Origin of the sequence: Virgibacillus sp. LDC1 (assembly GCF_025792345.1) — a bacterium.
Taxonomy (GTDB): domain Bacteria; phylum Bacillota; class Bacilli; order Paenibacillales; family Paenibacillaceae; genus Paenibacillus_AQ; species Paenibacillus_AQ lautus.
The window spans coordinates 129005-149503 of the sequence record NZ_JAOXLZ010000001.1; the positions used below are offsets into that span (position 1 = coordinate 129005).

The following is a 20499-nucleotide window of genomic DNA, read 5'->3' on the forward strand; positions in this document are numbered from 1 at the left end:
ATCATCATTGCCGAAATGCCCTGTCTAAGGGCATCTGCTTACATAAACTGTACCATACCACTTCGCAAGGAGGTTTATATCGATGAGCTACGATAAATGTTGCTACGGCGGCGGATACGGAACTTCGGTAGGCATTGTTCTGGTATTGTTTATTCTGTTGGTGATTGTATTAAGCACCTTTTGGATTTAAGTCATGGTGAGCATCCTTGTCAATCATAAAGCCTTCCGGATTCGCTCCAGCATATCGCCGGCAAACGCGATGAGACCATCCGGTGCGGATTCCGCAGGTTTCCCGGCTCCGCCGGTATATTGATGCAGGGCATGCTCGATCATCGGGTGATACTGTGAGGGAAGTGCGCGAAGCCCCCATTCGCCTCCTTCTTTTTTGGAGGACACCACGCCTTCCCTCAGATAGTACAGCACCCGGCACAGGTTTAGCGTGTAGTACATAGGGGAGCCAGTGATGTCTTGTACCGCACCCTCCACGTCATGGAGAATGGCTTGTATGTAATGCTCCCGGTCAACGGATGTAAAGACCTCTTGAACCGGTTTGCCGTACAGGGTAATGCCTCGATGATAGATAACGGTGTAATGGGCCGCGAGGTCGGCGTCTAGGGATCCGCCGCATAAGTAATCGTCATCGGCCAAGTACTTCTCCCGATGAAAGGCGGAATAGTGGAACTCGAATGGAGGCGGATAGACGAGCCTCTGCAGACTGGACTCCAGGACAAGGCTGAGTTCCAACCCCTGCTGATTGGGCATATCATCGTGGAACGCTATGATTTTCTTGGCCAGCCGTCTCATATGATCCCGGGTCAGCTTGTCCGCTACGACGAGCAGCAGATCGATATCGCTTGTGTCCGGGTTGAAGCAGCCCATAGCTAACGAGCCATGTAAGTAAATGCCGACCAGATTGTCGCCGAGCTCCTCCTTAAACAAGTCGACCGCTTGATCCAAAATCCATTGCGTGTCCAATCGAATACCTACCTTTCACTCTGTATGATATTCATCCATTATGTTCGGGAATTCTTTCCCTTGTCAATCCATCGATCCGTTCGTCCGTTTATATTTGCAATGGCGGCAGGGAGCCTAAGGCAAGCAGGGGAATTGAATGTGCATATCGAAGTGAACAGGGGACTAAGTTTTAGTGAAAGGACGGAGTTATGGATACTTTTCATGCTGACCAACCAAGCCATATTGAAGTATATGCAATTCAGAATTCGGACCAAATTCGCGATGAGACGTTCCGTGTCTTGTTCCATACGTTATCGCCCGATCGACAGGACTATGTGTCCAAATTCAGAAGAGCGAGTGATTACCAACGATCAGTGCTTGGTGATGCCATGGTCTATCGAATCCTTCGGGATAAACTGGGTCTTGATCCGAAGAATATAGAAATCGTAAGGAACGCATATGGCAAGCCATTCTTAAAGGATCATGACAACCTGCATTTTAACGTCTCCCATTCCGGGCATTGGATCGTGTGCGCCGTTAGCCACGAGCCGGTTGGGATTGATGTGGAGAAAATAGAGGCCATCGATATGGATATCGCTAAACGCTATTTCCATAAAACCGAGTTTAACTCGCTGCTAAGCTGTGATCCTTCCGTCCGGCTTTCCCGCTTCTTTGATTTATGGACGTTAAAGGAAAGCTATATCAAGGCCGTTGGCAAAGGCCTTCATTTGCCTTTGGATTCTTTTGCTTTGGCGCTGCAAGAAGGCGAGTGGGATCCTATTGTTGGGGAGGACGGAGAGACCTACTATTTTAAACAGTATGCGGTGGAAGAAGGTTACAAGCTGTCGGTCTGCGGCATTAGCCGTCATTTCCCTAAGAACGTCCATTTCGTAACTGCTGAGGAGTTATGAACGGAACTAGAAAAAACCAGCCTGAGGACGATGCCCATGAGCTGGTTTTTTGGCATTTCTATTGTAGCTGATGATCATACAGGCCGCAGTGCCGGCCATGCCAGCTCGATGCCTTCGCTAACGAGCCTTTGCTGGAAGCTGGCCAGCCTTTCTTCATCGCTGCGCACATCCGTCGGCAGAATATCATGGTCCAGGCAATAGCTGACGCAGTATCCTGCGGCCTCGCCGATGTTCCACTCTACGGGATGCAGCCGGTAGCAGCCGTTCGTAATGTGGGTGACCCCGATGTTTTTGCTGGCAGCCAGCACATTCTTCATCCGTTTCGGAATTAAGCTGCCCAGCGGGATTTGGAACGGCAGGGACGAGATATCAATGTAAGGGCGCTCGCCCGTGCTCGGATGCAGATCGATCCGGTAACAGCCAATGCCGACGGAATCAGGGAACGTTTCCGAAGCTCCGTCTGGCCGCGATTCGGTTGCCACATGCTGCTCCAGCACCGTGAACTCGGCCTGAATTCTTCTCGACTCACGGATGTAAGGATACATCGCCATGCCGTCTTCCGTTCCGACCACATCGGGACGCAGGCGCAGCCCCGGGTAACCCTGCCCGCCATCCGGCCGCGGCACCTCGGTCTGCAGCCAATACAGCAGGGACAAGCTAAGCTGCTTGGCTTGGTAGATATGATGGTCAGCCTCTTCCTTCGGAACATCGATAATGGAGCCCAGCCAGTAGTCGTTCTGCGGCCAGTTCACTAGAGACACCGAGCTTTCGAACGTACCTTCGGCGAAATGCTTGGGATCCAGGATTTGCCTGTATTGATAGAGCGGGAACTTGCCGTGCCCCGGGAATATCTCATACTCGATCGGCTCATTCGTGGACGGCTTGACGGCGGTCAGGCTTAACAGTTTATCCGGCCAGAATTCGGGTTTATATTCCCGCCAAAAATCGTAAAGGGCAGGCTTCTCGATGGTGTGGTCCTCACCCTCCAGATAATCCACGGCAAAACAATACGTGAAGCCCTGCATGTCCTGCGGCAGTGGATCGCCGTCAACGGCATGCGGCTCCCCTGTCTGGGACTTGGACTCGGCGCCGGTAACATACTCGATACCCGCCAGCGGAAGCAAATCGCCGAGCTCGGTGGCATCCACGAAGAACGGGGCGCGGAGCGCGATTTGATCCTGCGTTTCAAGATGACGAACGGTTACGCTGTTCACGCGATCCCCTGAAACGTCGGCAGATTCCGCCGCATACTGATACAGGATCGTAAGCCGTCCGCTATGAATGTACGGGGCCAGCATTTGATGCAGCACGGCGAGAGCCGTGCGCGGCTCATGGCACAGCCGGCTGACGATGCCGCTGCCGGGGTTCAATTGCACATTGGATCTGGCCTTGGGCGTCATGGGGAAAAAATCGCGGTAGTACTGGCGGACACCTTCGCGGAACTGCCGGTAGCTGCGCGTGCAGCCAAAGGATTCAATCCACGGATGCTCGTCGGGCGGAACCGCCTGGCTGGTTAGCTGTCCCCCGATCCAAGTGGTCTCTTCGGTCATGATGACCGTCTTTCCTGATTTAGCGGCGGCAAGTGCGGCGGCTGTTCCTCCGGTCCCGCCGCCGAGAATGACGATATCGGCCTGCATTTCTCGTATCATTGACAGATTCTCCTTTTGGGATAGTTTCATAAATGATCAACAAGATCAGCACAACAAGTGACTATTTCTAATTGTAGATGCTTACCCTTAGGAAAAGTACGGGAAACAGGTGACCTTTTTTGGTAATCTGATGCCGTTTTACAAGGTTTATTGTCCGGTTTTGTATTTGCCGCGATATTGCCCGGGTGTCATCCCCTCCAGCTTACGGAAGGACCGGATAAAGTTCTGCGAATTGTTGTAACTCAGCTTCTCCGCAATATCCTTAATGGGCATATCGGTTTCAACAAGCCATTTTTTGGACATTTTGAAGCGGTATTGGGACAGGTATTCGCTGAAGGACATATTGGTTTCCTTCTTGAACACGCTGCTTAGATAAAAATTGTTGTAATGGAGGCGCGAAGCACATTCCTCGAGCGTAATATTGCGGTCAAACTCATTGCGGATGATCTCGATCATCTGCTCGGAGAGATTCTGGTATTGAGAGTCCTGGCGATCCCGGAATACACTCACCATCGGCCGGATAATCCGGGATTTAAACCAGCTTTCGATATCGGGATTGGTGTAGAGTCGAAGAAGCTCCTCCACGAGAGAGCTGTCCCGGATGTCGAGTTGCTCCAGCAGAATGCCATTCTCCTGCATCACGATCATCAGATCATTCAACAGCCGGATGAGTGAGATTTGATAATCATGCGGGGTCCGATCCTTGCGAAACACTTCGTGCAGCCACTGCTTCAGAAGCTCTACGGCCCGATCTTCATCAGCCAGCTTGATGGCATCAATCAGCTCGTTCTCCACCTGCATCGGGTAGAAATAGACCCGGGTATGCTTGCCGGAGTTCAGGCTGAAATAAGGGATAATGACGCCGGTACCCAGCTTGATGCGGTGTTTAAGGGCTTCAAGCCCTTCTTGGTAGGCGCGTGACGTTTTGGATAGGTTCTCGTATGGCAAACTGATGCCAATGCTGACCTCCAGATCGAGAAAGCTGCGCGTCGTCTTCTGGATCTCCTCCGATAACGTATAGATATAGTCATTGAATTCTTCCAGCGTGATACCGCCTCGTCCGATGAGCGTAACCTGTGTGAGATCGATAATGACGGAGGGGAGACGATGGGAGGAGGGGATCATCTCCTCGATGATATTGTTGACGGCAAAGAGCAGCAGATCCCTATCCTTGCGTTCATAGCGGGTTTCGTCCAGCATGTCGATCTGGAGGGTGAATACCGCCAGCCGTTCCCATGCGGACACTTGCTCCTTGAAGCCGAACAGCTCGATCTGTTCCATTACTTCGGGCGGACTGATCTTGCCCAGGAACAGTTTATGGAGGAAAAAGGTGCGCACCTGCTGGCTGGTCTGCCGAAGCTCGCTGCGGAGCTTGGTATTCGAATGGAACATATCCCGGATATGTTCGTCGATGATTTGCAGCTCGCTCTTTTTATTCGCTTGAATTTCCGGCAGGCGCTCCACGATATTTTCAAAAATGTGCCGGATAGGCGTGTACATCTTCCGCGTTCCAAGCCATACCAGCAGAATGCTGAAACCGATCATCAGCAGGCAGATATACAGTGTAAACCAGCCGATGGAGCGGGACTCCTTGGTAATGGCGGACATTTCGGTAAAGGAGGCATACAGCCAGCCGTTAAAATCGGACCGGACGTACGTAACGGACACCGGCTTGTTGTCGATCTTCGTCTCGAACTGCCCCGATTTATTGTCAAAATGGTCCAGCTCCGCCTCCGCATACCCCGTCTCGGTCAGATATTGCCCAAGCTTTCCTTGCTCGGGATGTACGACGATCCGGTAATTGTGGTCCAGAACCATCACCTCCCGGGGTTCGGAAGGGGTATCCATCATAGCCGCGAGACTGCAGCTGGGGATGGTGGCGAGTGCGACACCCCGGGCGCTGGAGGAGGAGAGCGGCATTTTCTTCACAAGCGCAATCGTGTAGGGGCAGGCATAACTGAGCGTATCGCTGGACCCGAGGGATTCCGTCTCGAGCATCACCCAATTGGAGTTCCCTTGAAGCTCCATGAGTGTCAGCAGCGTATCCTTGGAAGCGTATTCATTAAATTCGTACATGCCCCGGTTATTGATCAGCCAGTTGGTTGTTGTATTCGCAAGGATGACATCCGTAACCTTGGTTTCGGGAGATTGCAGCAGACTCATCTCTTCTCTCAGTTTGTTATACAATTGGAAGTCATAGTAAGACAGGGGCCGATACAATGCGCTTTGCAGAATATTCGAATTAATGACGTAATTCAGTGTATAGTCCACGGTCCGCAGCACCTGTTCGAGATTGCTGTTTGTTTGATTCATAATCTGGATATTGCTGCTGTTTACGTGGTTTTGTACGGAGGTGGATGATTTCATGAACGAGAAGAAGCCGAGGGCCACAAGAGGAATGATGCTGATGAAACAGCCGAACAGGACCATTTTAGAATAAAAGCTACTTTTTGGATGCAATAGGTACACCTTCCTGTTTAACAAAGTGTATAATCATTGTATGGGCAACCCGGGTTACATTCAATAATCATTTCAAAAAGAATAATCACTGTATTTGATCATCATGGCTTGTCATGAAAAAAGATGTACATATGTTAAAATCATCCCAATCACATAGGAACCGCAAGAAACATGGGGGAACGGAGGTAGAACGGATTCATGACCCGTCTGTCTAACTATGTCATTCTTTCGCTCGCTATCCTGATGGTGTCGGCTGCGTGTATCAGCATGGCCCGATCATCGGGAGCGGATGGCGGAAGTACGTCTTCTCATCGCAAAACCAGCATTTCGATTATGGCCAACCTGCACACCGCTGAGGTTCCCTCCGATCGGATCGAGAAATGGATAGAGGAAAAAACGGGTGTTCAGCTCAACATTCAGTGGGTGCCCGACGGGAGTTATGATGAGAAGGTGTTTGCTTCGCTTGCAACGGGGACTTTGCCGCAAGCACTGTATCTTAAGAATGCCGCATCCTTGTCCTATTTCAGGGACGAGATTCGGAGCGGGCAATTCTGGGAAATCGGCCCTTATCTTAAGGACTATCCGAATTTGCAGAGATTGAAGCCCGAGGTTTTGAAGAATACGGCTATAGACGGTAAACTGTACAGCCTGTATCAGGAACGAGCCTTAGCCCGTTCAGGCATCATTTACCGTAAGGACTGGGCAGATCGGCTGGGGCTGCCGGCACCGGAAACGCTTGATCAATTATATGAAATGTTGAAAGGGTTTACATATGAGGACCCTGACAACAACGGTATCGATGACACCATAGGTTTGACGGATCGCAACGATTTGATCTACGGGGCTTTCAAGACCATCAGCTCCTATTATGGAACACCGAACCATTGGGGATGGTATAACGATTCATTGCAGCCGGAGTTCGTCTTTCCACAGTATATGGAAACGATGAAGTTCTTCAAGAAGCTTCATAGCGAGGGACTGATAAATGAAGACTTCCCGATTACCAGCAAAACCGACCAGCAGGAGCTGTTCGTAACGGGAAAAGCCGGCGTCTATATCGGCGCGATGGGGGACGTCCTGTCCCTGGAGTCAAGGCTGCTTGCGAATGATCCCAAGGCAGTGCTGGATGTTCAGAACCGGATTCTCGGACCCGATGGGTACAGGATTTGGGCTTCGCAGGGGTACGGAACGGTCATCTTGTTTCCGAAGACCGCCATTGCCACGGAAGAGGAATTGAAGAGTGTGCTCTCCCTCTATGATGCGCTGATGCGTCCCGAGCTTGCGAATCTGATGTATTGGGGAATCGAAGGGACTCACTATACCGTTCAAGATAACAAAGCGATGGCGGTGGATGCTTTTGAGCTGAGGGAAAAGGACGTAAAGCCTTACCAGGCTTTGATGGCCGGAGGCTTCAGCACCATACCGGGCATGCTGCAGCCGGTTAACACGAATCAGGTGAAGGATAAGGCCGAGCGGCTGATTTATGATAACGAAAGCTTCCTCGTCTATGATCCCACCGCACCGCTGGAATCTCCGCTGTATAACGAGATCGGCGTCAGATTGAATGAACGCATGCGGGATGCAACCTATCAATTCATGCTCGGGATGATTGATGAGCAGGGCTTTGAGGCCGAGACCGACCGTTGGCTGGAAGAGGGGGGCCGCCAAATTATCGAGGAATATAATACTTCATACCAAAGCACGGCCGGACCATATTTGCATGAGCAATACCGCTAGGGGATGGATATCCCCAGCGGTATTTTTGTTGTGCCATGCGTGATCAATCTCATTGACAACATAATCATTAGATTTGATTCCACGGCATTCCATGCTGGACGCGACCGAACTCCCCATATCCAATCTCAGGATTATATACGTACCGGGCTTCCGTCATCTAAGCTGTTTCTTGTCAGTCCATATTCAAATTTAAAAACGGAGGTCAGAAGATGAAGAAGAAGAAAGCCAGTACCATCCTGGCAATTGTAACCGCTTTATCCGTGTTGGCGGGCTGTGGCGGCAACTCCGCTCCTGCAGCAACCGGCAGCTCAAATGGCAGTCCAGCGCAAGGCGAGAAAGCGAGCGATCCGGTAACCATCTCGATTATGGCCAACCTCCATACTCCTGAAGTTCCCTCCGACATGATTGAGAAGCTGCTGGAAGAGAAAACAGGCACCAAGCTTGACATTCAGTGGGTGCCGGACGGCACTTATGATGAAAAGGTGAATGCATCCTTTGCAACCGGAACGCTGCCGCAGGTGACGTACCTGAAGAATGCTGCCTCGCTTGTGAATATGCGTGATGCGATCCGCAACGGGCAATTTTGGGAAATTGGGCCATTGCTGGATCAGTACCCGAACCTCAGCAAGCTGAAACCCGAGGTATTAAAGAACACGGCGGTGGACGGCAAAATCTATGCGCTGTACCGTGAAGTGCCTTTGTCGCGCCAGGGCATCATTTACCGCAAGGATTGGGCCGACAAGCTTGGGCTCAGCGCTCCGACCAATGTGGACGAATTCTATAATATGTTGAAGCAGTTTAAGGAGAAGGACCCTGACGGCAATGGCAAAGACGACACCATTCCGCTCACGGACCGGAATGACCTGATCTATGGCGCGTTCAAAACGATTAGCTCGTGGCTCGGCACGCCGAATAACTGGGGCGAGAAGGACGGCAAGCTGGCTCCCGAGTTTATGTTCCCCGAATATATGGAGACGATGAAATTCTTCAAGAAGCTTCACCAGGAAGGCCTGATCAATCAGGATTTCCCGGTTACCAGCAAAACCGACCAACAAAATCTGTTCATTACCGGCAAGTCGGGCGTTTATATCGGAGCGATGGGGGACGTATCCAGCCTGCATCCCAAGGTCGTCGAAGTGAATCCGGATGCGGAGCTCGATGTTCAGAATAAAATCGAGGGAGGACCGAACGGCTTCGGGATCTGGTCTGTGCCCGGCTATGGTTCGGTGATTCTCTTTCCGAAAACGGCCATCAAATCGGAGGAGGAGCTGAAAGGAGTGCTTGCCTTCATGGATCAGTTGATGAGCCCGGAGCTCGGCAACCTGATTTATTGGGGCGTGGAAGGACAGCATCACAAGCTGGAGGAAGGTAAGGTCGTTCCTTCGGAGGACGTCAAGCTGACCGATCGTGAAGTGAAGCCGTACCAAGCCATGCAGGTCGGCGGGCCGTTAACGATTGAAGGTTTTTATGAACCGAAGCACTTGCTCCCTGTTAAAGCGAAATCCGAGGAAATGATCACGGAAAACAATGATTATCTCATTGAGGATCCTTCGGCTTCGCTGGATTCCAAGACGTTTAACGAAAAGGGCGTACAACTGCAGGAGATGATTAAAGACGGCACGTATCGATTTATGCTTGGCGATATCGATGAGGCCGGATTCCAGGCGGTCGTGGATAACTGGCTTAAGAGCGGCGGTCAGCAAATCATCGATGAGTTCAACGTATCCTACGAATCATCCAAATAACGAACATGCCAGCATCCCGAATGGCCGGGGACTGCGATGCTGCAGTTTCCGGCAGGCTTCGGGACAGAAAGGAAGTCTGAGATCATGAGCGAAACCGCAGTGAAGACCGGGATGAGCAAGAGCGCCCCCAAAATACCGGAGTCCGGTCGAATGAGAAGAATAATAAAAAACCGGGCGATCTACCTCATGATTCTTCCGGGATTTTTATACTTCCTGATCTTTAAATACATCCCGATGTCGGGATTGATTATAGCCTTCCAGGATTATCAGGCTTATCTTGGCGTCACGGGCAGTCCCTGGGTGGGGCTCAAGCATTTTGAGCGGCTGTTTACCGAGCCGATGTTCTTCACGATTTTGGGCAACACGCTGCTGCTGTTTTTCTTGAACCTGGCATTCTATTTTCCCGTGCCGATTATCCTCGCCTTGATGCTCAACGAGGTCCGGCGCGAAGTATTTAAACGTTTTATCCAGACGCTGGTGTACATTCCCCACTTTATGTCTTGGGTCATTATCGTATCCATTTCGTTTGTCATGCTCTCGATGGATCGCGGAATCATTAATGAATTGCTGGTTATGGCCGGATTCGAAAAAATCAATTTCCTGATGAGCAGCGAATGGTTCAGGCCGATGTATGTCATGCAGATCATCTGGCGGGAGGCAGGCTGGGGCACGATCATCTATTTGGCCGCCATGGCGGCGATTGATCCCGGTTTATACGAAGCGTCCCGGATTGATGGAGCCAGCCGCTTTCGGCAAATGTGGCATATTACGCTTCCTTCGATTCGAAGCGTGATCGTCGTTTTGTTGATTTTGAAAATCGGCGATGTGCTGGAACTTGGGTTCGAACATATCTATCTCCTCTTAAACTCAATGAACCGGGATGTGGCGGAGATTTTCGATACGTATGTTTATACCGCAGGTCTTAAGCAAGGACAGTTCAGCTTCAGTACGGCGGTCGGGTTCTTTAAATCGCTGATCGGTCTCATTCTGGTGATGCTGGCCAATTGGCTGGCCAAAAAAGCCGGAGAAGAAGGCATCTATTAACTACAGAAAGGTGGATCGCTATGGTACAAGATAAAACGATATCGAGCCGAATTTTCGATATTGTGAACTATACGCTGCTGTTGATCATCGGCCTGGTTACCATCCTGCCTTTCCTGCACGTCATCGCGGGATCCTTCACAACCGTGACGGAGCTGGCGCAGAAGCAGTTTGTCCTGTTTCCGACCGTTTGGTCGCTTGATGCCTACAAATATGTATTTTCAACCAATACGGTGTTTCGCTCGCTTGGCGTTTCCGTGGGCGTCACCTTCCTGGGCACCTTGTTCAGCATGCTGCTAACCTGCCTGATGGCTTACGGACTGTCGCGCAGGGATCTGGATGGCCGTAATTTCATCATGTTCATGGTATTGTTCACGATGCTGTTCAGCGGCGGAATGATCCCCACGTTTCTCGTGGTGAAGGAGATGGGGCTGATCGATACGTATGCGGCGCTGATTGTCCCGACGGCGATCAATGCCTTCAATCTCATCATCATGCGAAACTTCTTTCAGAACCTGCCTGAGGGACTGGAGGAATCCGCGAAGATCGACGGGGCCGGCGATTGGGGCATCCTGTTCCGAATCGTGATTCCGCTGTCGATGCCTGCCATTGCAACCATATCGCTCTTTTATGCGGTGACCTACTGGAACACGTATATGTCGGCGATTTTGTACCTGAATGATGCGGCCAAATGGCCCGTGCAGGTCATTCTGCGGCAGATCGTCATCCTTGCCAGCGGTTTGGCGGCAGACACCTCCGGCATGGACGAATTCGTCCGGCCGCCGGAGCAGACGGTGAAGATGGCAGTTATCGTCATTGCCACGCTGCCGATTCTGTGCGTGTATCCGTTCCTGCAGAAGCATTTTGCGAAGGGTGCGCTGCTGGGATCCATCAAAGGATAGAGAGGAGTGAGGTAAGGTGTTGGAAAAGAAACGGTATGCGCCAATCATTGCCGGCAATTATGCCGACCCGTCGGTCATCCGGGTCGGCGAGGATTATTACATGACGCATTCCTCCTACAAGCTGACGCCCGGACTCGTCATTTGGCATTCGCGCGATCTGCTGAATTGGAGCCGAGTTGGGGCTGCCCTGCCTCATTACGAGGGGGATGTATGGGCACCGGACTTCGTTGCGCATAACGGCATGTATTATATTTATTATCCGGCGGGGCGCACGAACTGGGTCGTAACGGCGTCCAGTCCGGCGGGACCTTGGAGCAAACCGATCAATCTGGGGATCAAGGGAATCGATCCGGGGCATACGGCAGGACCGGACGGAAAGCGTTATTTGCATATGTCGGGCGGTGATTTTGTAGAGCTTACGGCGGACGGACTCGCGGTCGCAGGCGAAGTCAGACATGTGTATAACGGCTGGCGGTATCCGGACGATTGGGTCGTGGAGGCTTACAGCCTGGAGGGGCCGAAGATTACCGTTCACGATGGATATTACTACCTGACGGTGGCCGTCGGGGGGACGGCCGGCCCGCCTACAAGCCATATGGCCGTGTCATCAAGATCCAGAACGCCATGGGGCCCCTGGGAGCACTCTCCGTACAACCCGATCATCCATACGGAGTCCAGGGATGAGCCCTGGTGGTCCAAAGGACACGCCTCGTTAATCGACACCCCTGACGGCCAGTGGTGGATGGTCTACCATGCTTATGCGGGCGGGTTCCATTCGCTGGGCAGGCAGACCTTGCTCGAACCGATCGAATGGACTTCTGACGGATGGTTTCGAGCTGCGGGAGGCCGTGAGGGACTTGACCAGCACGATCGGCAGCGTTACGAAGGAGAAACCAATGTTGTGCAGCAAGGAGTTTCATTCAGGGATACCTTTGCCGGACCTGAGCTGGGTCTGCATTGGCAGTGCGAAGGCGTGGAGCCTTCCGCCCGGTTCCGTTCGGGGAATCAGGAACTGGTTGCCGAGGCAGCATCCGAGGAAGCAAAGGCTTCCCCACTGCTTTATATGGCGGGTCATGAACGTTATTCGGCAGAGGTCGAGATGATCGTGGAGGGCCCGGCAGAAGGCCGCCTGCTGCTCTACTATAACGATGCGGCATATCTTGGTATGGGAGTCAACGAGCGCGGAGTCAGGCATTTCCGGTCATTCAAGGGCTATGGCACGATGCCGAATGATCAGCGCAGGGCATTTTTGCGATTGGTAAACGATAAGCATATCGTTTCATTCTTTTACAGCTTCGATGGGTTCGAATGGCACCGATACGACAAAGTGGTGGATGTTTCAGGGTTTCATCACAACACGTTTGGCGGGTTTCAGAGCCTCCGCATCGGACTGGATGCTATCGGTAAAGGCAGGGTAATTTTTCGGGATTTTTCATATAACGTCATAAAGAGCTGAAAGAAGGGATAGGGCATGACACAGCGATTAGAGGACGTTCTGGAGGGTGGCGACGGACTGTTCGAAGGATTCTTCGAATGGCTTGAGGGACAATATGACGCTGCTTCCGGCGGTTTTTATTATGCCCGCAGTTCCAGGGATTCCGGGACGTTCACGCCGGACATCGAATCGACAGCGCAAGCTTTGGGTATTATCGAGCGCTGCGGGCTTCAGCAAAGGCTGGCCGATGATATTAAGACGGGTATCGTGCGTTTTTTTCAGTCTAAGCAAGACCCTGCGACGGGGTATTTCTATGATGCCGATCCCAGGATGAGAAAAGACGATGTGATGGTGGGACGTGCACTTGGCTACAGCGTAGGAGCACTTCGCAAGTTGGGTGCAGCCCCTTTGCATCCGCTGCCGGGCAATCGAAATATGGCTCCGGCATACTGCCGTTCTCCCGAGGCTTATGCGGAGTGGCTGCGTTCGATCAGTCTTGCGAACAGCTGGCGCGGCTGCGACCGGCTGTGTAATTCGGCCCCTTATTTATCCCAAATGCCGCAAGGTGAGAGGGAGCCGTTTTTGCATGAGGCGCTGTCGTATTTTGCGAGTATTCAAGATCCGGCGACGGGGCTATGGGGCGAAGGCACCCTTTATGTGCGAATATCGGGAACCTTCAAGCTGTTAACGTTCTATAACCGATTTCAAGCACCCTTGCCCCGGACTGCGGAAATATACCGATCCCTGCTCCACGCCCTACGGAACGAGGAGGCCGTTGATATGTGTTATATCCGGAACCCGATCAGCCTCCTGACATCGATGAAGCTGCGCATTCCGGAGGAGGACGTTCTGGAGATCGCGGAAATCACCTTATGGAATATGGCGCGGCTCAAGCAGGCGGACGGGGGATTTTCCAGGGAGATCGATCATTCCCCGCCGGCACCCAATGTGGCCCAAGTGAAGCAAGGTGAGTATTATCCTGACATGCCGGAGGCGGTTCCGCTGGGCAGAGGTGAGGTTGAAGGGGACATGAATGCGGGAACGCAGGCGATTCTTATCCGCTATTCGCTGCGTGAACTCGGGGGGATGCAGGAACGAAAGCTGGATATTCCCGATTCTGTGTTCTCATCCCTACATAGCAGATACGTGTAGAACATGTATGCGTCTGGACCCTCTAAATAAATGTTATCGACTCAGTCGAGATGACTTTTCTGAATTTTATGACATGGATAATAGGAATACGCAGACTCTTCGGCGAAGAAGTTATGAAGGGTCTTTAATTTAATGAACCGATGAACGCGAAAATTCGGAGCTTGATTAGCAGAGGAGGAGGATCATGGCGGAAATCGGAGTTTGGGAACAAGCGGAGCCCGGGGTGACAAGGAAGGTGTTTAAACCCGGGACCGGGCTGATGATGATGGAGGTGCATTTTGAAGAAGGGGCGGAAGGTGCACTGCACAGCCATCCCCATGAGCAGATGAGTTACTGTCTGAAGGGCGCCATCGAATTCTATATCAACGGTGAGACGACCCTGGTGCGTCAGGGAGACACCATCGTCATTCCCGGCGGAGCGAAGCATGGGGTAAAAGCACTGGAACCCTCCGCTCTTTTGGATGCGTTTACACCGCTGAGACTGGATTTGCTTGGTTCCTGAGTGGCTAAAGCTGAAGGAAATGAAGAAATGAATGAATAAATGAATAAACGACTTGATATGAGAGACAGAAAGGAATGGATATGATGAAGCTTTGGGAACGGGATATTCCCGGACATGAGTCGGTGGAAGAGACATTCACACCCTACATGACACCTTATCTATTGCAAAATGAAACGCCTCACGGGGCCGTGCTTGTACTTCCGGGCGGCGGATACGGGGGGCGCGCGGATCATGAGGGCGGTCCGATTGCCTTGTGGCTGAATTCGATTGGTCTATCGGCCTTTGTTGTTCATTACCGTGTTGCCCCTTATCGCCATCCGTATCCGCTGGGCGATGCCCAGCGTGCGGTCCGGCTTGTAAGGCATCACGCCAAGGAATGGAACATCGATCCGGACCGCATCGGAATCCTCGGATTCTCGGCAGGCGGACATCTCGCAGCGAGTGCCAGCACTCATTTCGATGAAGGAAACCCGGAGGCCGTGGATGCTGTGGACCGGCAGAGTTCCCGTCCGAACGCTTCCATTCTCTGTTACCCGGTCATTTCATTTAAGGATTATTACCATGAGGGCTCCATGACCAATTTGTTGGGGGAGGACCCGCCGGAAGACTTGAGAAATGAAATGTCCCTCGAACTTGTGGTAAAACCGGACACCCCTCCTTCCTTTATGTGGCATACCGCCGACGACGGTGCGGTTCCGGTCGAGAACAGCCTGATGTATGCCGGATCACTAAGCCAGCAGCGTATTCCGTTTGAGCTTCATGTTTTCCCGGAAGGCCGGCATGGCCTTGGCCTTGCGGAAGAAGACGCCAGTGTTTCGCAATGGACGGGCCTGTGCGCGAGTTGGCTGCAGAAGATCGGATTCCTGTCGCAAGCGGTCGTTCAGGGAAGGTAGACGGATGCAGCTAAATTGAACCCATGAAAAAAACAAGCTCATCTGAAAAATCATTCAGATGAGCTTGTTCATATAACCTAAAGATCAGGACCGGCCTCTAATTTCCTGTCGGAGGAACAGGACGTAAGAGATGGCGAAGCAGATCAACGTGGCTGCGGTCAGTCCGGTAATTTGCGGCCAGACGAGCAGCAGGCTTTGGCCAAACGGCAGCGGACTTGCGATGGCACCGTACACCTGCTCCTGCGTGAGCGGTCCGAGATTGCGGATGGACGGCATCAACAGGGTGGTCGTCGCTTCATTGAACAGGGTATACGGCGACAGCCGGCCAAGCCAGAGCATCAGATTCTGATAGCTCATGACATCATGGACCGTGGCCGAGGCAGAATCCGGAGCCAATCCTCGTGCCAGCAATTGCAGGATCATATCAAAAAAGAAGCTGAAGAACAGCCAGACCGCAATGCTTGACAGGGCGGAAGTCGCCGGCTGGCGGAATCTTACGGAGAACATAATGGACAGATTCAGCCAGAAGCCAACGTAAAAAATGGTCACGACCAGAAAGCTGAGGATTCTCAAAAATTCCTCAAAGGTTGGCGGTATGCCGATAATCAGGGTGCCCAGCGCCATGGTCAGCAGCCCGAGCGTGATAAACATGATGCTGATGACGATCAGGGAAGCGGCGAATTTGGCATTGAGCAGGTCGTCGCGGTGGATCGGCTGGGCCATGATGCGGCTGAGCGTCCCTTTGTTCCGTTCACTGTTGACGGCATCAAAGCCCATGCCGATTCCGAGCAATGGACCTAAGAAACCGACAAATCCGATGAAGGTCGGGAGGGTGCCATCCGAGAGGGTGAACAGCTTCAGGATGACAAAATCATCGCCCCCGTTCTCCGACCCGAGGGCTTCCCGGATGCTGTTCATAGCCGTATATAGGGAAGCCACGCAGGTTAAGGCAATGATGCCCAGCAGTAAAATGAAGCGCCAGCTCCGGATATGGTCCGCGATCTCTTTACGGACCAGCACGCCGAAGGCTGAAGGCGTGGACGATTTGGCAGATTCTACTGTCACCGATTGGCCGGGGGTGCTGGTCCGCTTGGAAACAATTTTTTTGATGTTTTCGGAGAAGGACTGCAGCCGGCGCCCAATGCCGGCCAGCTTATCCTGTACGCTCAGCACTCTTCGCTCTGCCATGCTCATCACCTCCTGCAAAATAACGGTGGTAGATTTCGTCCAAACCATACTGCTGGCGGTTCAGCGAGAACAGCTGGGCACCTGCATTCACGACCGCGCGGGCAATCTCAGGGCTGCAATCCCTATCGGCCCGGATCAGAACCTTAGCCGATCTGATCGGTATGTCCGCATGCTCAGCCGGATCGCTTTCGATAGACGGAACCTCGATCTGGTGAACTCCTTCGATGTTGCTGATCTCATCCCGCAATTCGAGTCGAAGCTCATCCAGCTCCACGGTGATCATAATCGGATCATCCGCGAACAGGGTCCGGGACAGCCCCTCGACATCCCCTTCGGCAAGCAGCCGTCCCCGCACGAACAGGCCGACGCGGTCGCAAATCTGCTGAACCTGGTGCAGCTGGTGGGAGGACAGCAGTACGGTAAGACCTTGCTCACGGCTTAGCTTCCGTATCAAACGCAGCAGCTCCTCCATTCCTGTTGGATCGATGCCCAAGGTCGGTTCGTCCAGAATGATAATCTCCGGGGATTTCATCAAGACGTCCGCAAGTCCGAGACGCTGTCGCATCCCGCGGGAATAGGCCCCCGTCTTCTTGTGGGCTGCCTGCGTGAGCCCTACTTGCTCCAACAGCTCCAGCGCCCTTTCCCGGGCTTGGAAATCGGGGATTCGATTCAGCCGGGCCGTAAGCATCAAATTTTCCAGCCCGGTTCGGTCCTCGTAAAAGCCGACGTCATCGGGCAGATATCCGACCCGCCGCTTGACCGGGATCGGTTCTCTGGTCGGATTGAGGCCAAGCACGTTAATGGTTCCTGAATCCGGCTCGCTGAGTCCGAGCAGCATCAGGATCGTGGTGGATTTGCCCGCACCGTTCGGGCCGAGCAGACCGAAGATCTCGCCGCGTTTAATTTGGAGGGATAAACGGTCCACCGCCTTCGTTTCATTGTAGCTCTTCGTCAATTCGTGAATGTCAATGACCGTATCCATCAAGGTTATCTCCTTCCGTATTTACGAATGAGAACATAGATGCCTCCCAGAATTGCAACAATGACGAGCACGCCGATCCAACCCCACAGCATGGAGCCTTTGACGGCTACGCGAAATTGGGCGTCGGCGCTTGCTTCAGCCGCTGCGGCCTTCAGGCTGGTAACATAATCGCCCGCAATGGCTTTGTCGCTTGACGTCAGTTTGGCCTCTACCGTTGTGGATTTGCCTGCGGGCAGATTTTCGATCGTTTTCGGATTGAAGCTTACCTCCCAGTCCACCGGCGTATCGGAGCTAAGATTAATATCCGAGAGGGGCGCTGTTCCCGTATTCTTGACCAGCAGCTCAATGGTTTTGCTGCCGCCCGCATTTACGTTTGTGCTGAGCAAACCGCTTGGTGTTGTCAGCTCCAGCCCATAAGATCCCGTAATGACAGCTTCCAGCGCAAGCTCGGAGGATGTCGATGAATTGGAAGCGCGGATCGGAATGGAGAAGGTGCCTTCCGTTACTTCGGCAGGCGGTTTGACATCGACGGTAATGGATTGACTTGCACCCGCTTCGATTTCGACGGAGGATACCTGCTTGCCGCCGGAGGTGAATGTAACGTCCCATCCCGCTTGGGCATCGGCCTGCAGAGCATAGTTTTGTTTATTGGCAGTTCGGTTTTGCAGATTCACCGTGTAGGTAAACGTGGAATCGGCATGCCCCTCCAGATTGGCTTGATCGGTTGTGAGCTCGGTCTGATAGGTTCCTTTTTCCGTAATATCCACGGTTAATGGCAGAGTGGCCAGGGATCCCGCCGTTACTTGAAACCGGTAGGAGCCTTTATCAACTTTGAGCGGCACGGTAACCTCCAAGGACACCGATTCCGATTCGCCCGGCTTCACGGACACTTCCTTTAGCTGCCAGCCTCCGCCGTTAAGCTTGGTGCTCCAGCCGCTCGGCAGGCTGTTGATTTGGAGCGGAACCGTAATGACGCCGCTCGTATTGTTTTTGACTTCAAGGGGATAATTGATGACTTCCCCCGGCGGAACGGAAATCGAGGTGTAAGGTGTGTACAAGGTGATTTCCCCTGCCGCGAATGCGGTATTTCCTCCACTTAACAAGTAAGTACCCAGGATGAACAAGAGCAGCAGGTTCAGCTGCTTTGCTCTTTTTCTAAGCGATTTCATGACACTACCCCTCCTAATTTATGAATTCATAATGAGTACGTTAGAAGCACCGGGTTTGGATTTATCGGAAAGATTAAAATTAGCTAAAAAATTCATTAAAGGAAGCTGAAAAGTGTCCCGGTTTATTCAAAAGACAAGGAGCGTTTGCTAAAATATTGAATCGAAAATGGCAGTGCGAAAGGCAGGCCATCATGATTCTTTGAGAGGAGAACAGGTTAGGGGGGTTCAGGGATGAACGATCATTCTGCGATGTGGTTGGAGGAGATTGCAGAAGGTTCGGCCGCAGCGTTCAGGCGTTTCTATGATGCCTATGCCCGCCTGGTTTACCGGCTGGCTTTGCAGATGACCAAGGATTCGGCCGAGGCGGAGGAATTATGCCAGGATATCTTCATGGAAGTGCTGCATAAGGCGGATCAGTATGATCCTGCACGCGGAAGCGTCGAGGCTTGGCTGGCTGTGAGAACACGGTGCAGGGCGATGGATCGAATGCGCAAGCGGCAGCGCACGGCTGCAGCCGAATGGATCGAAGAGGCGCTGCCGGAAACGGCATGGAGCGAAGAGCAGGAATCGGTAGAGTTGGCCGCCTTGCGCCGGTTGGAGCTGGAGCAGGTAAAGGAGGCGCTCCAGGGCATTCCGCCCCTTCAGAGGATGGCGGTTTACGGAAGCTACGTCGAGCAGCGCTCCCACCGGGAAATGGCGGAATTGTTAAACCGGCCCGTTGGAACCGTCAAATCCTTAATCCGGTACGGCATCCACAATGTTAGACGGCGGCTGGATGCGATGAACGGGAAGGAAGGGGGGAGCTCGCAGCATGAAACATTCAAAGCAAGACCATGAGCGTTTCGCTCAAGACAACTTTGACTGCCCGTTATATCCCGAGGAGAAGCTTGTTGATTACGTTATGAAGCGATTGCCGTACGCGGAGAGGATGAATGTCGAGCACCATCTTAAGGAATGCAAGACATGTTCCGGGACAGCGGCGGAATGGGCCGACCTTATGGGAGCAGAAGGTATCGCAACGCCATCACATGAATCCGATGTCATCGAGCAGGAGCTGTTTCGAAGCGGTGATATTCATGGCGAACCGCTTGTCGGATCGACTCAGCCTGCAGGTACGAGGGCGGCCATTCGGGAGTCAATGAAGAATCAAGCCGCGGATGGACACATGCCTCCCAAACGACTGCGCAGCAGGCTCCTGCTTGCGGCTTATATCCGGTCCTTCCGAAGCAAAATCCGAATCAGGAAGCATGTTGCATGGCAGGCGATATCCGGAGTACTGTTCATCTTGTTGATAGCCGGTTTATTCACCTTGAAGGGAAACGACGCTCAGACCCATGCGGCCTTCGAACATACGGTGAGCCAGCGGATTGCCGATATGCAAAGCGAGGATACCGAGCGGTATGTCATACAGCCGGTTGAGCCTTTTTACGGCAGCGGCTCGGTGTGGCTAAAACGTGGCTCGGGAGAAATGCTGATCGTTGTGAACGGCCTGCATTCCTTGGAGGAGAAAGACTATCAGGTGTGGCTTCAGGATGAGGATCGGCTGTCGAGCGCGGGCTTTATGCTGGTGCAAGGCCCGCATGGGAAGAGCTATTATTACGGTTTCGGAGCGGAGAAAGCGAAGCGGATTGTGGTCAGCATGGAACCCAAAGGGGGGAGCCGGAGACCGACCGGGCCTGAAGCCGTCCTGGTGAATATGGGGCCTTGATGCCCAGGCATACAGGGGAAATAAGTTATCCAAGGGAAACGCCGTGTCTAAAAACAATGAGTAAATTGAAG

At 52.6% G+C, this 20499-nt stretch carries 18 protein-coding genes; 12 read left to right on the forward strand and 6 right to left on the reverse strand.

Annotation, left to right across the window (positions count from 1 at the left end; genetic code table 11):
* Positions 1–82 precede the first annotated feature (82 nt).
* Positions 83–190, forward strand: a complete 108-nt coding sequence (locus tag OHJ21_RS00605; protein ID WP_015734120.1) for a hypothetical protein — start codon at positions 83–85, stop codon at positions 188–190.
* 23 nt (positions 191–213) lie between these two features.
* Here OHJ21_RS00605 and OHJ21_RS00610 read toward each other — a convergent pair whose 3' ends face one another.
* Positions 214–975 carry an aminoglycoside adenylyltransferase domain-containing protein gene (locus tag OHJ21_RS00610; protein WP_100535838.1) on the reverse strand — a complete coding sequence of 254 codons (762 nt, stop codon included), beginning with the start codon at positions 973–975 and terminating at the stop codon, positions 214–216.
* 188 nt (positions 976–1163) lie between these two features.
* On the opposite strand from OHJ21_RS00610, the gene OHJ21_RS00615 reads away from it, so the two are divergent.
* Positions 1164–1865 (forward strand): 4'-phosphopantetheinyl transferase family protein, encoded by a 702-nt coding sequence (locus OHJ21_RS00615; RefSeq protein WP_100535839.1) that lies wholly within the window; start codon positions 1164–1166, stop codon positions 1863–1865.
* A gap of 74 nt (positions 1866–1939) precedes the next feature.
* On the opposite strand, the gene OHJ21_RS00620 is transcribed toward OHJ21_RS00615, so the two are convergent.
* Both OHJ21_RS00620 and OHJ21_RS00625 read right to left on the reverse strand, forming a co-directional pair.
* Positions 1940–3514, reverse strand: coding sequence for an FAD-dependent oxidoreductase (locus OHJ21_RS00620; RefSeq protein WP_127596279.1), 1575 nt, complete (start codon positions 3512–3514; stop codon positions 1940–1942).
* A gap of 147 nt (positions 3515–3661) precedes the next feature.
* Positions 3662–5974, reverse strand: a complete 2313-nt coding sequence (locus tag OHJ21_RS00625; protein ID WP_486019161.1) for a helix-turn-helix domain-containing protein — start codon at positions 5972–5974, stop codon at positions 3662–3664.
* 198 nt (positions 5975–6172) lie between these two features.
* Between OHJ21_RS00625 and OHJ21_RS00630 the strand changes: the two genes are divergently transcribed.
* From OHJ21_RS00630 to OHJ21_RS00665, 8 genes are all read left to right on the forward strand, one after another.
* The gene (locus OHJ21_RS00630) at positions 6173–7711 is read left to right on the forward strand and encodes an extracellular solute-binding protein (protein WP_394057216.1); all 1539 of its coding nucleotides are present in this window, start codon (positions 6173–6175) and stop codon (positions 7709–7711) included.
* Between the two features lie 209 nt (positions 7712–7920).
* Entirely contained in the window at positions 7921–9456 is a 1536-nt protein-coding gene (locus OHJ21_RS00635) for an extracellular solute-binding protein (RefSeq protein ID WP_394057214.1), read from the forward strand.
* A gap of 150 nt (positions 9457–9606) precedes the next feature.
* The gene (locus tag OHJ21_RS00640; protein ID WP_394057475.1) at positions 9607–10500 is read left to right on the forward strand and encodes an ABC transporter permease; all 894 of its coding nucleotides are present in this window, start codon (positions 9607–9609) and stop codon (positions 10498–10500) included.
* A gap of 20 nt (positions 10501–10520) precedes the next feature.
* Positions 10521–11399, forward strand: coding sequence for a carbohydrate ABC transporter permease (locus OHJ21_RS00645; protein ID WP_071222846.1), 879 nt, complete (start codon positions 10521–10523; stop codon positions 11397–11399).
* Positions 11400–11418: 19 nt separating this feature from the next.
* A complete protein-coding gene (locus tag OHJ21_RS00650; RefSeq protein ID WP_394057474.1) occupies positions 11419–12855 on the forward strand; it encodes a family 43 glycosylhydrolase in 1437 nt (478 codons plus the stop codon).
* Between the two features lie 15 nt (positions 12856–12870).
* Positions 12871–13986: a hypothetical protein gene (locus tag OHJ21_RS00655; protein ID WP_486019162.1), complete on the forward strand. Its 1116-nt coding sequence runs from the start codon at positions 12871–12873 to the stop codon at positions 13984–13986.
* 184 nt (positions 13987–14170) lie between these two features.
* Positions 14171–14488 carry a cupin domain-containing protein gene (locus tag OHJ21_RS00660; protein ID WP_486019163.1) on the forward strand — a complete coding sequence of 106 codons (318 nt, stop codon included), beginning with the start codon at positions 14171–14173 and terminating at the stop codon, positions 14486–14488.
* A gap of 83 nt (positions 14489–14571) precedes the next feature.
* Positions 14572–15381: an alpha/beta hydrolase gene (locus OHJ21_RS00665; RefSeq protein WP_394057472.1), complete on the forward strand. Its 810-nt coding sequence runs from the start codon at positions 14572–14574 to the stop codon at positions 15379–15381.
* Between the two features lie 84 nt (positions 15382–15465).
* Here the strand turns inward: OHJ21_RS00665 and OHJ21_RS00670 are convergent, their stop codons facing one another.
* From OHJ21_RS00670 to OHJ21_RS00680, 3 genes are read right to left on the reverse strand one after another with little or no spacing between them, the layout of a single operon-like run.
* Complete coding sequence (locus OHJ21_RS00670; RefSeq protein WP_394057209.1) at positions 15466–16569, reverse strand: ABC transporter permease; 1104 nt, start codon at positions 16567–16569, stop codon at positions 15466–15468.
* The gene (locus tag OHJ21_RS00675; protein ID WP_486019164.1) at positions 16535–17551 is read right to left on the reverse strand and encodes an ABC transporter ATP-binding protein; all 1017 of its coding nucleotides are present in this window, start codon (positions 17549–17551) and stop codon (positions 16535–16537) included. The genes OHJ21_RS00670 and OHJ21_RS00675 overlap by 35 nt, the downstream gene beginning before the upstream one ends.
* A gap of 5 nt (positions 17552–17556) precedes the next feature.
* On the reverse strand, positions 17557–18720 hold the full coding sequence (locus OHJ21_RS00680) for a COG1470 family protein (protein WP_394057205.1): 1164 nt from the start codon (positions 18718–18720) through the stop codon (positions 17557–17559).
* 231 nt (positions 18721–18951) lie between these two features.
* Here OHJ21_RS00680 and OHJ21_RS00685 point away from each other — a divergent pair, with 231 nt between their 5' ends.
* Together OHJ21_RS00685 and OHJ21_RS00690 are read left to right on the forward strand one after the other, a co-directional pair.
* Positions 18952–19557, forward strand: a complete 606-nt coding sequence (locus OHJ21_RS00685; protein WP_394057203.1) for an RNA polymerase sigma factor — start codon at positions 18952–18954, stop codon at positions 19555–19557.
* Positions 19532–20428 (forward strand): anti-sigma factor, encoded by an 897-nt coding sequence (locus OHJ21_RS00690; protein WP_394057201.1) that lies wholly within the window; start codon positions 19532–19534, stop codon positions 20426–20428. Before OHJ21_RS00685 ends, OHJ21_RS00690 begins: the two co-directional genes overlap by 26 nt.
* Positions 20429–20499: the final 71 nt, after the last annotated feature.

What these genes read in the sequence shown, in the direction of transcription:
- OHJ21_RS00605 (WP_015734120.1), top strand. Translation starts at nt 83, where the DNA reads ATGAGCTACGATAAATGTTGCTACGGCGGCGGATACGGAACTTCGGTA.
- OHJ21_RS00615 (WP_100535839.1), top strand. Translation starts at nt 1,164, where the DNA reads ATGGATACTTTTCATGCTGACCAACCAAGCCATATTGAAGTATATGCA.
- OHJ21_RS00620 (WP_127596279.1), bottom strand. Translation starts at nt 3,514, where the DNA reads ATGATACGAGAAATGCAGGCCGATATCGTCATTCTCGGCGGCGGGACC.
- OHJ21_RS00630 (WP_394057216.1), top strand. Translation starts at nt 6,173, where the DNA reads ATGACCCGTCTGTCTAACTATGTCATTCTTTCGCTCGCTATCCTGATG.
- OHJ21_RS00635 (WP_394057214.1), top strand. Translation starts at nt 7,921, where the DNA reads ATGAAGAAGAAGAAAGCCAGTACCATCCTGGCAATTGTAACCGCTTTA.
- OHJ21_RS00640 (WP_394057475.1), top strand. Translation starts at nt 9,607, where the DNA reads ATGAGAAGAATAATAAAAAACCGGGCGATCTACCTCATGATTCTTCCG.
- OHJ21_RS00645 (WP_071222846.1), top strand. Translation starts at nt 10,521, where the DNA reads ATGGTACAAGATAAAACGATATCGAGCCGAATTTTCGATATTGTGAAC.
- OHJ21_RS00655 (WP_486019162.1), top strand. Translation starts at nt 12,871, where the DNA reads ATGACACAGCGATTAGAGGACGTTCTGGAGGGTGGCGACGGACTGTTC.
- OHJ21_RS00660 (WP_486019163.1), top strand. Translation starts at nt 14,171, where the DNA reads ATGGCGGAAATCGGAGTTTGGGAACAAGCGGAGCCCGGGGTGACAAGG.
- OHJ21_RS00665 (WP_394057472.1), top strand. Translation starts at nt 14,572, where the DNA reads ATGAAGCTTTGGGAACGGGATATTCCCGGACATGAGTCGGTGGAAGAG.
- OHJ21_RS00670 (WP_394057209.1), bottom strand. Translation starts at nt 16,569, where the DNA reads ATGGCAGAGCGAAGAGTGCTGAGCGTACAGGATAAGCTGGCCGGCATT.
- OHJ21_RS00675 (WP_486019164.1), bottom strand. Translation starts at nt 17,551, where the DNA reads ATGGATACGGTCATTGACATTCACGAATTGACGAAGAGCTACAATGAA.
- OHJ21_RS00680 (WP_394057205.1), bottom strand. Translation starts at nt 18,720, where the DNA reads ATGAAATCGCTTAGAAAAAGAGCAAAGCAGCTGAACCTGCTGCTCTTG.
- OHJ21_RS00685 (WP_394057203.1), top strand. Translation starts at nt 18,952, where the DNA reads ATGAACGATCATTCTGCGATGTGGTTGGAGGAGATTGCAGAAGGTTCG.
- OHJ21_RS00690 (WP_394057201.1), top strand. Translation starts at nt 19,532, where the DNA reads ATGAAACATTCAAAGCAAGACCATGAGCGTTTCGCTCAAGACAACTTT.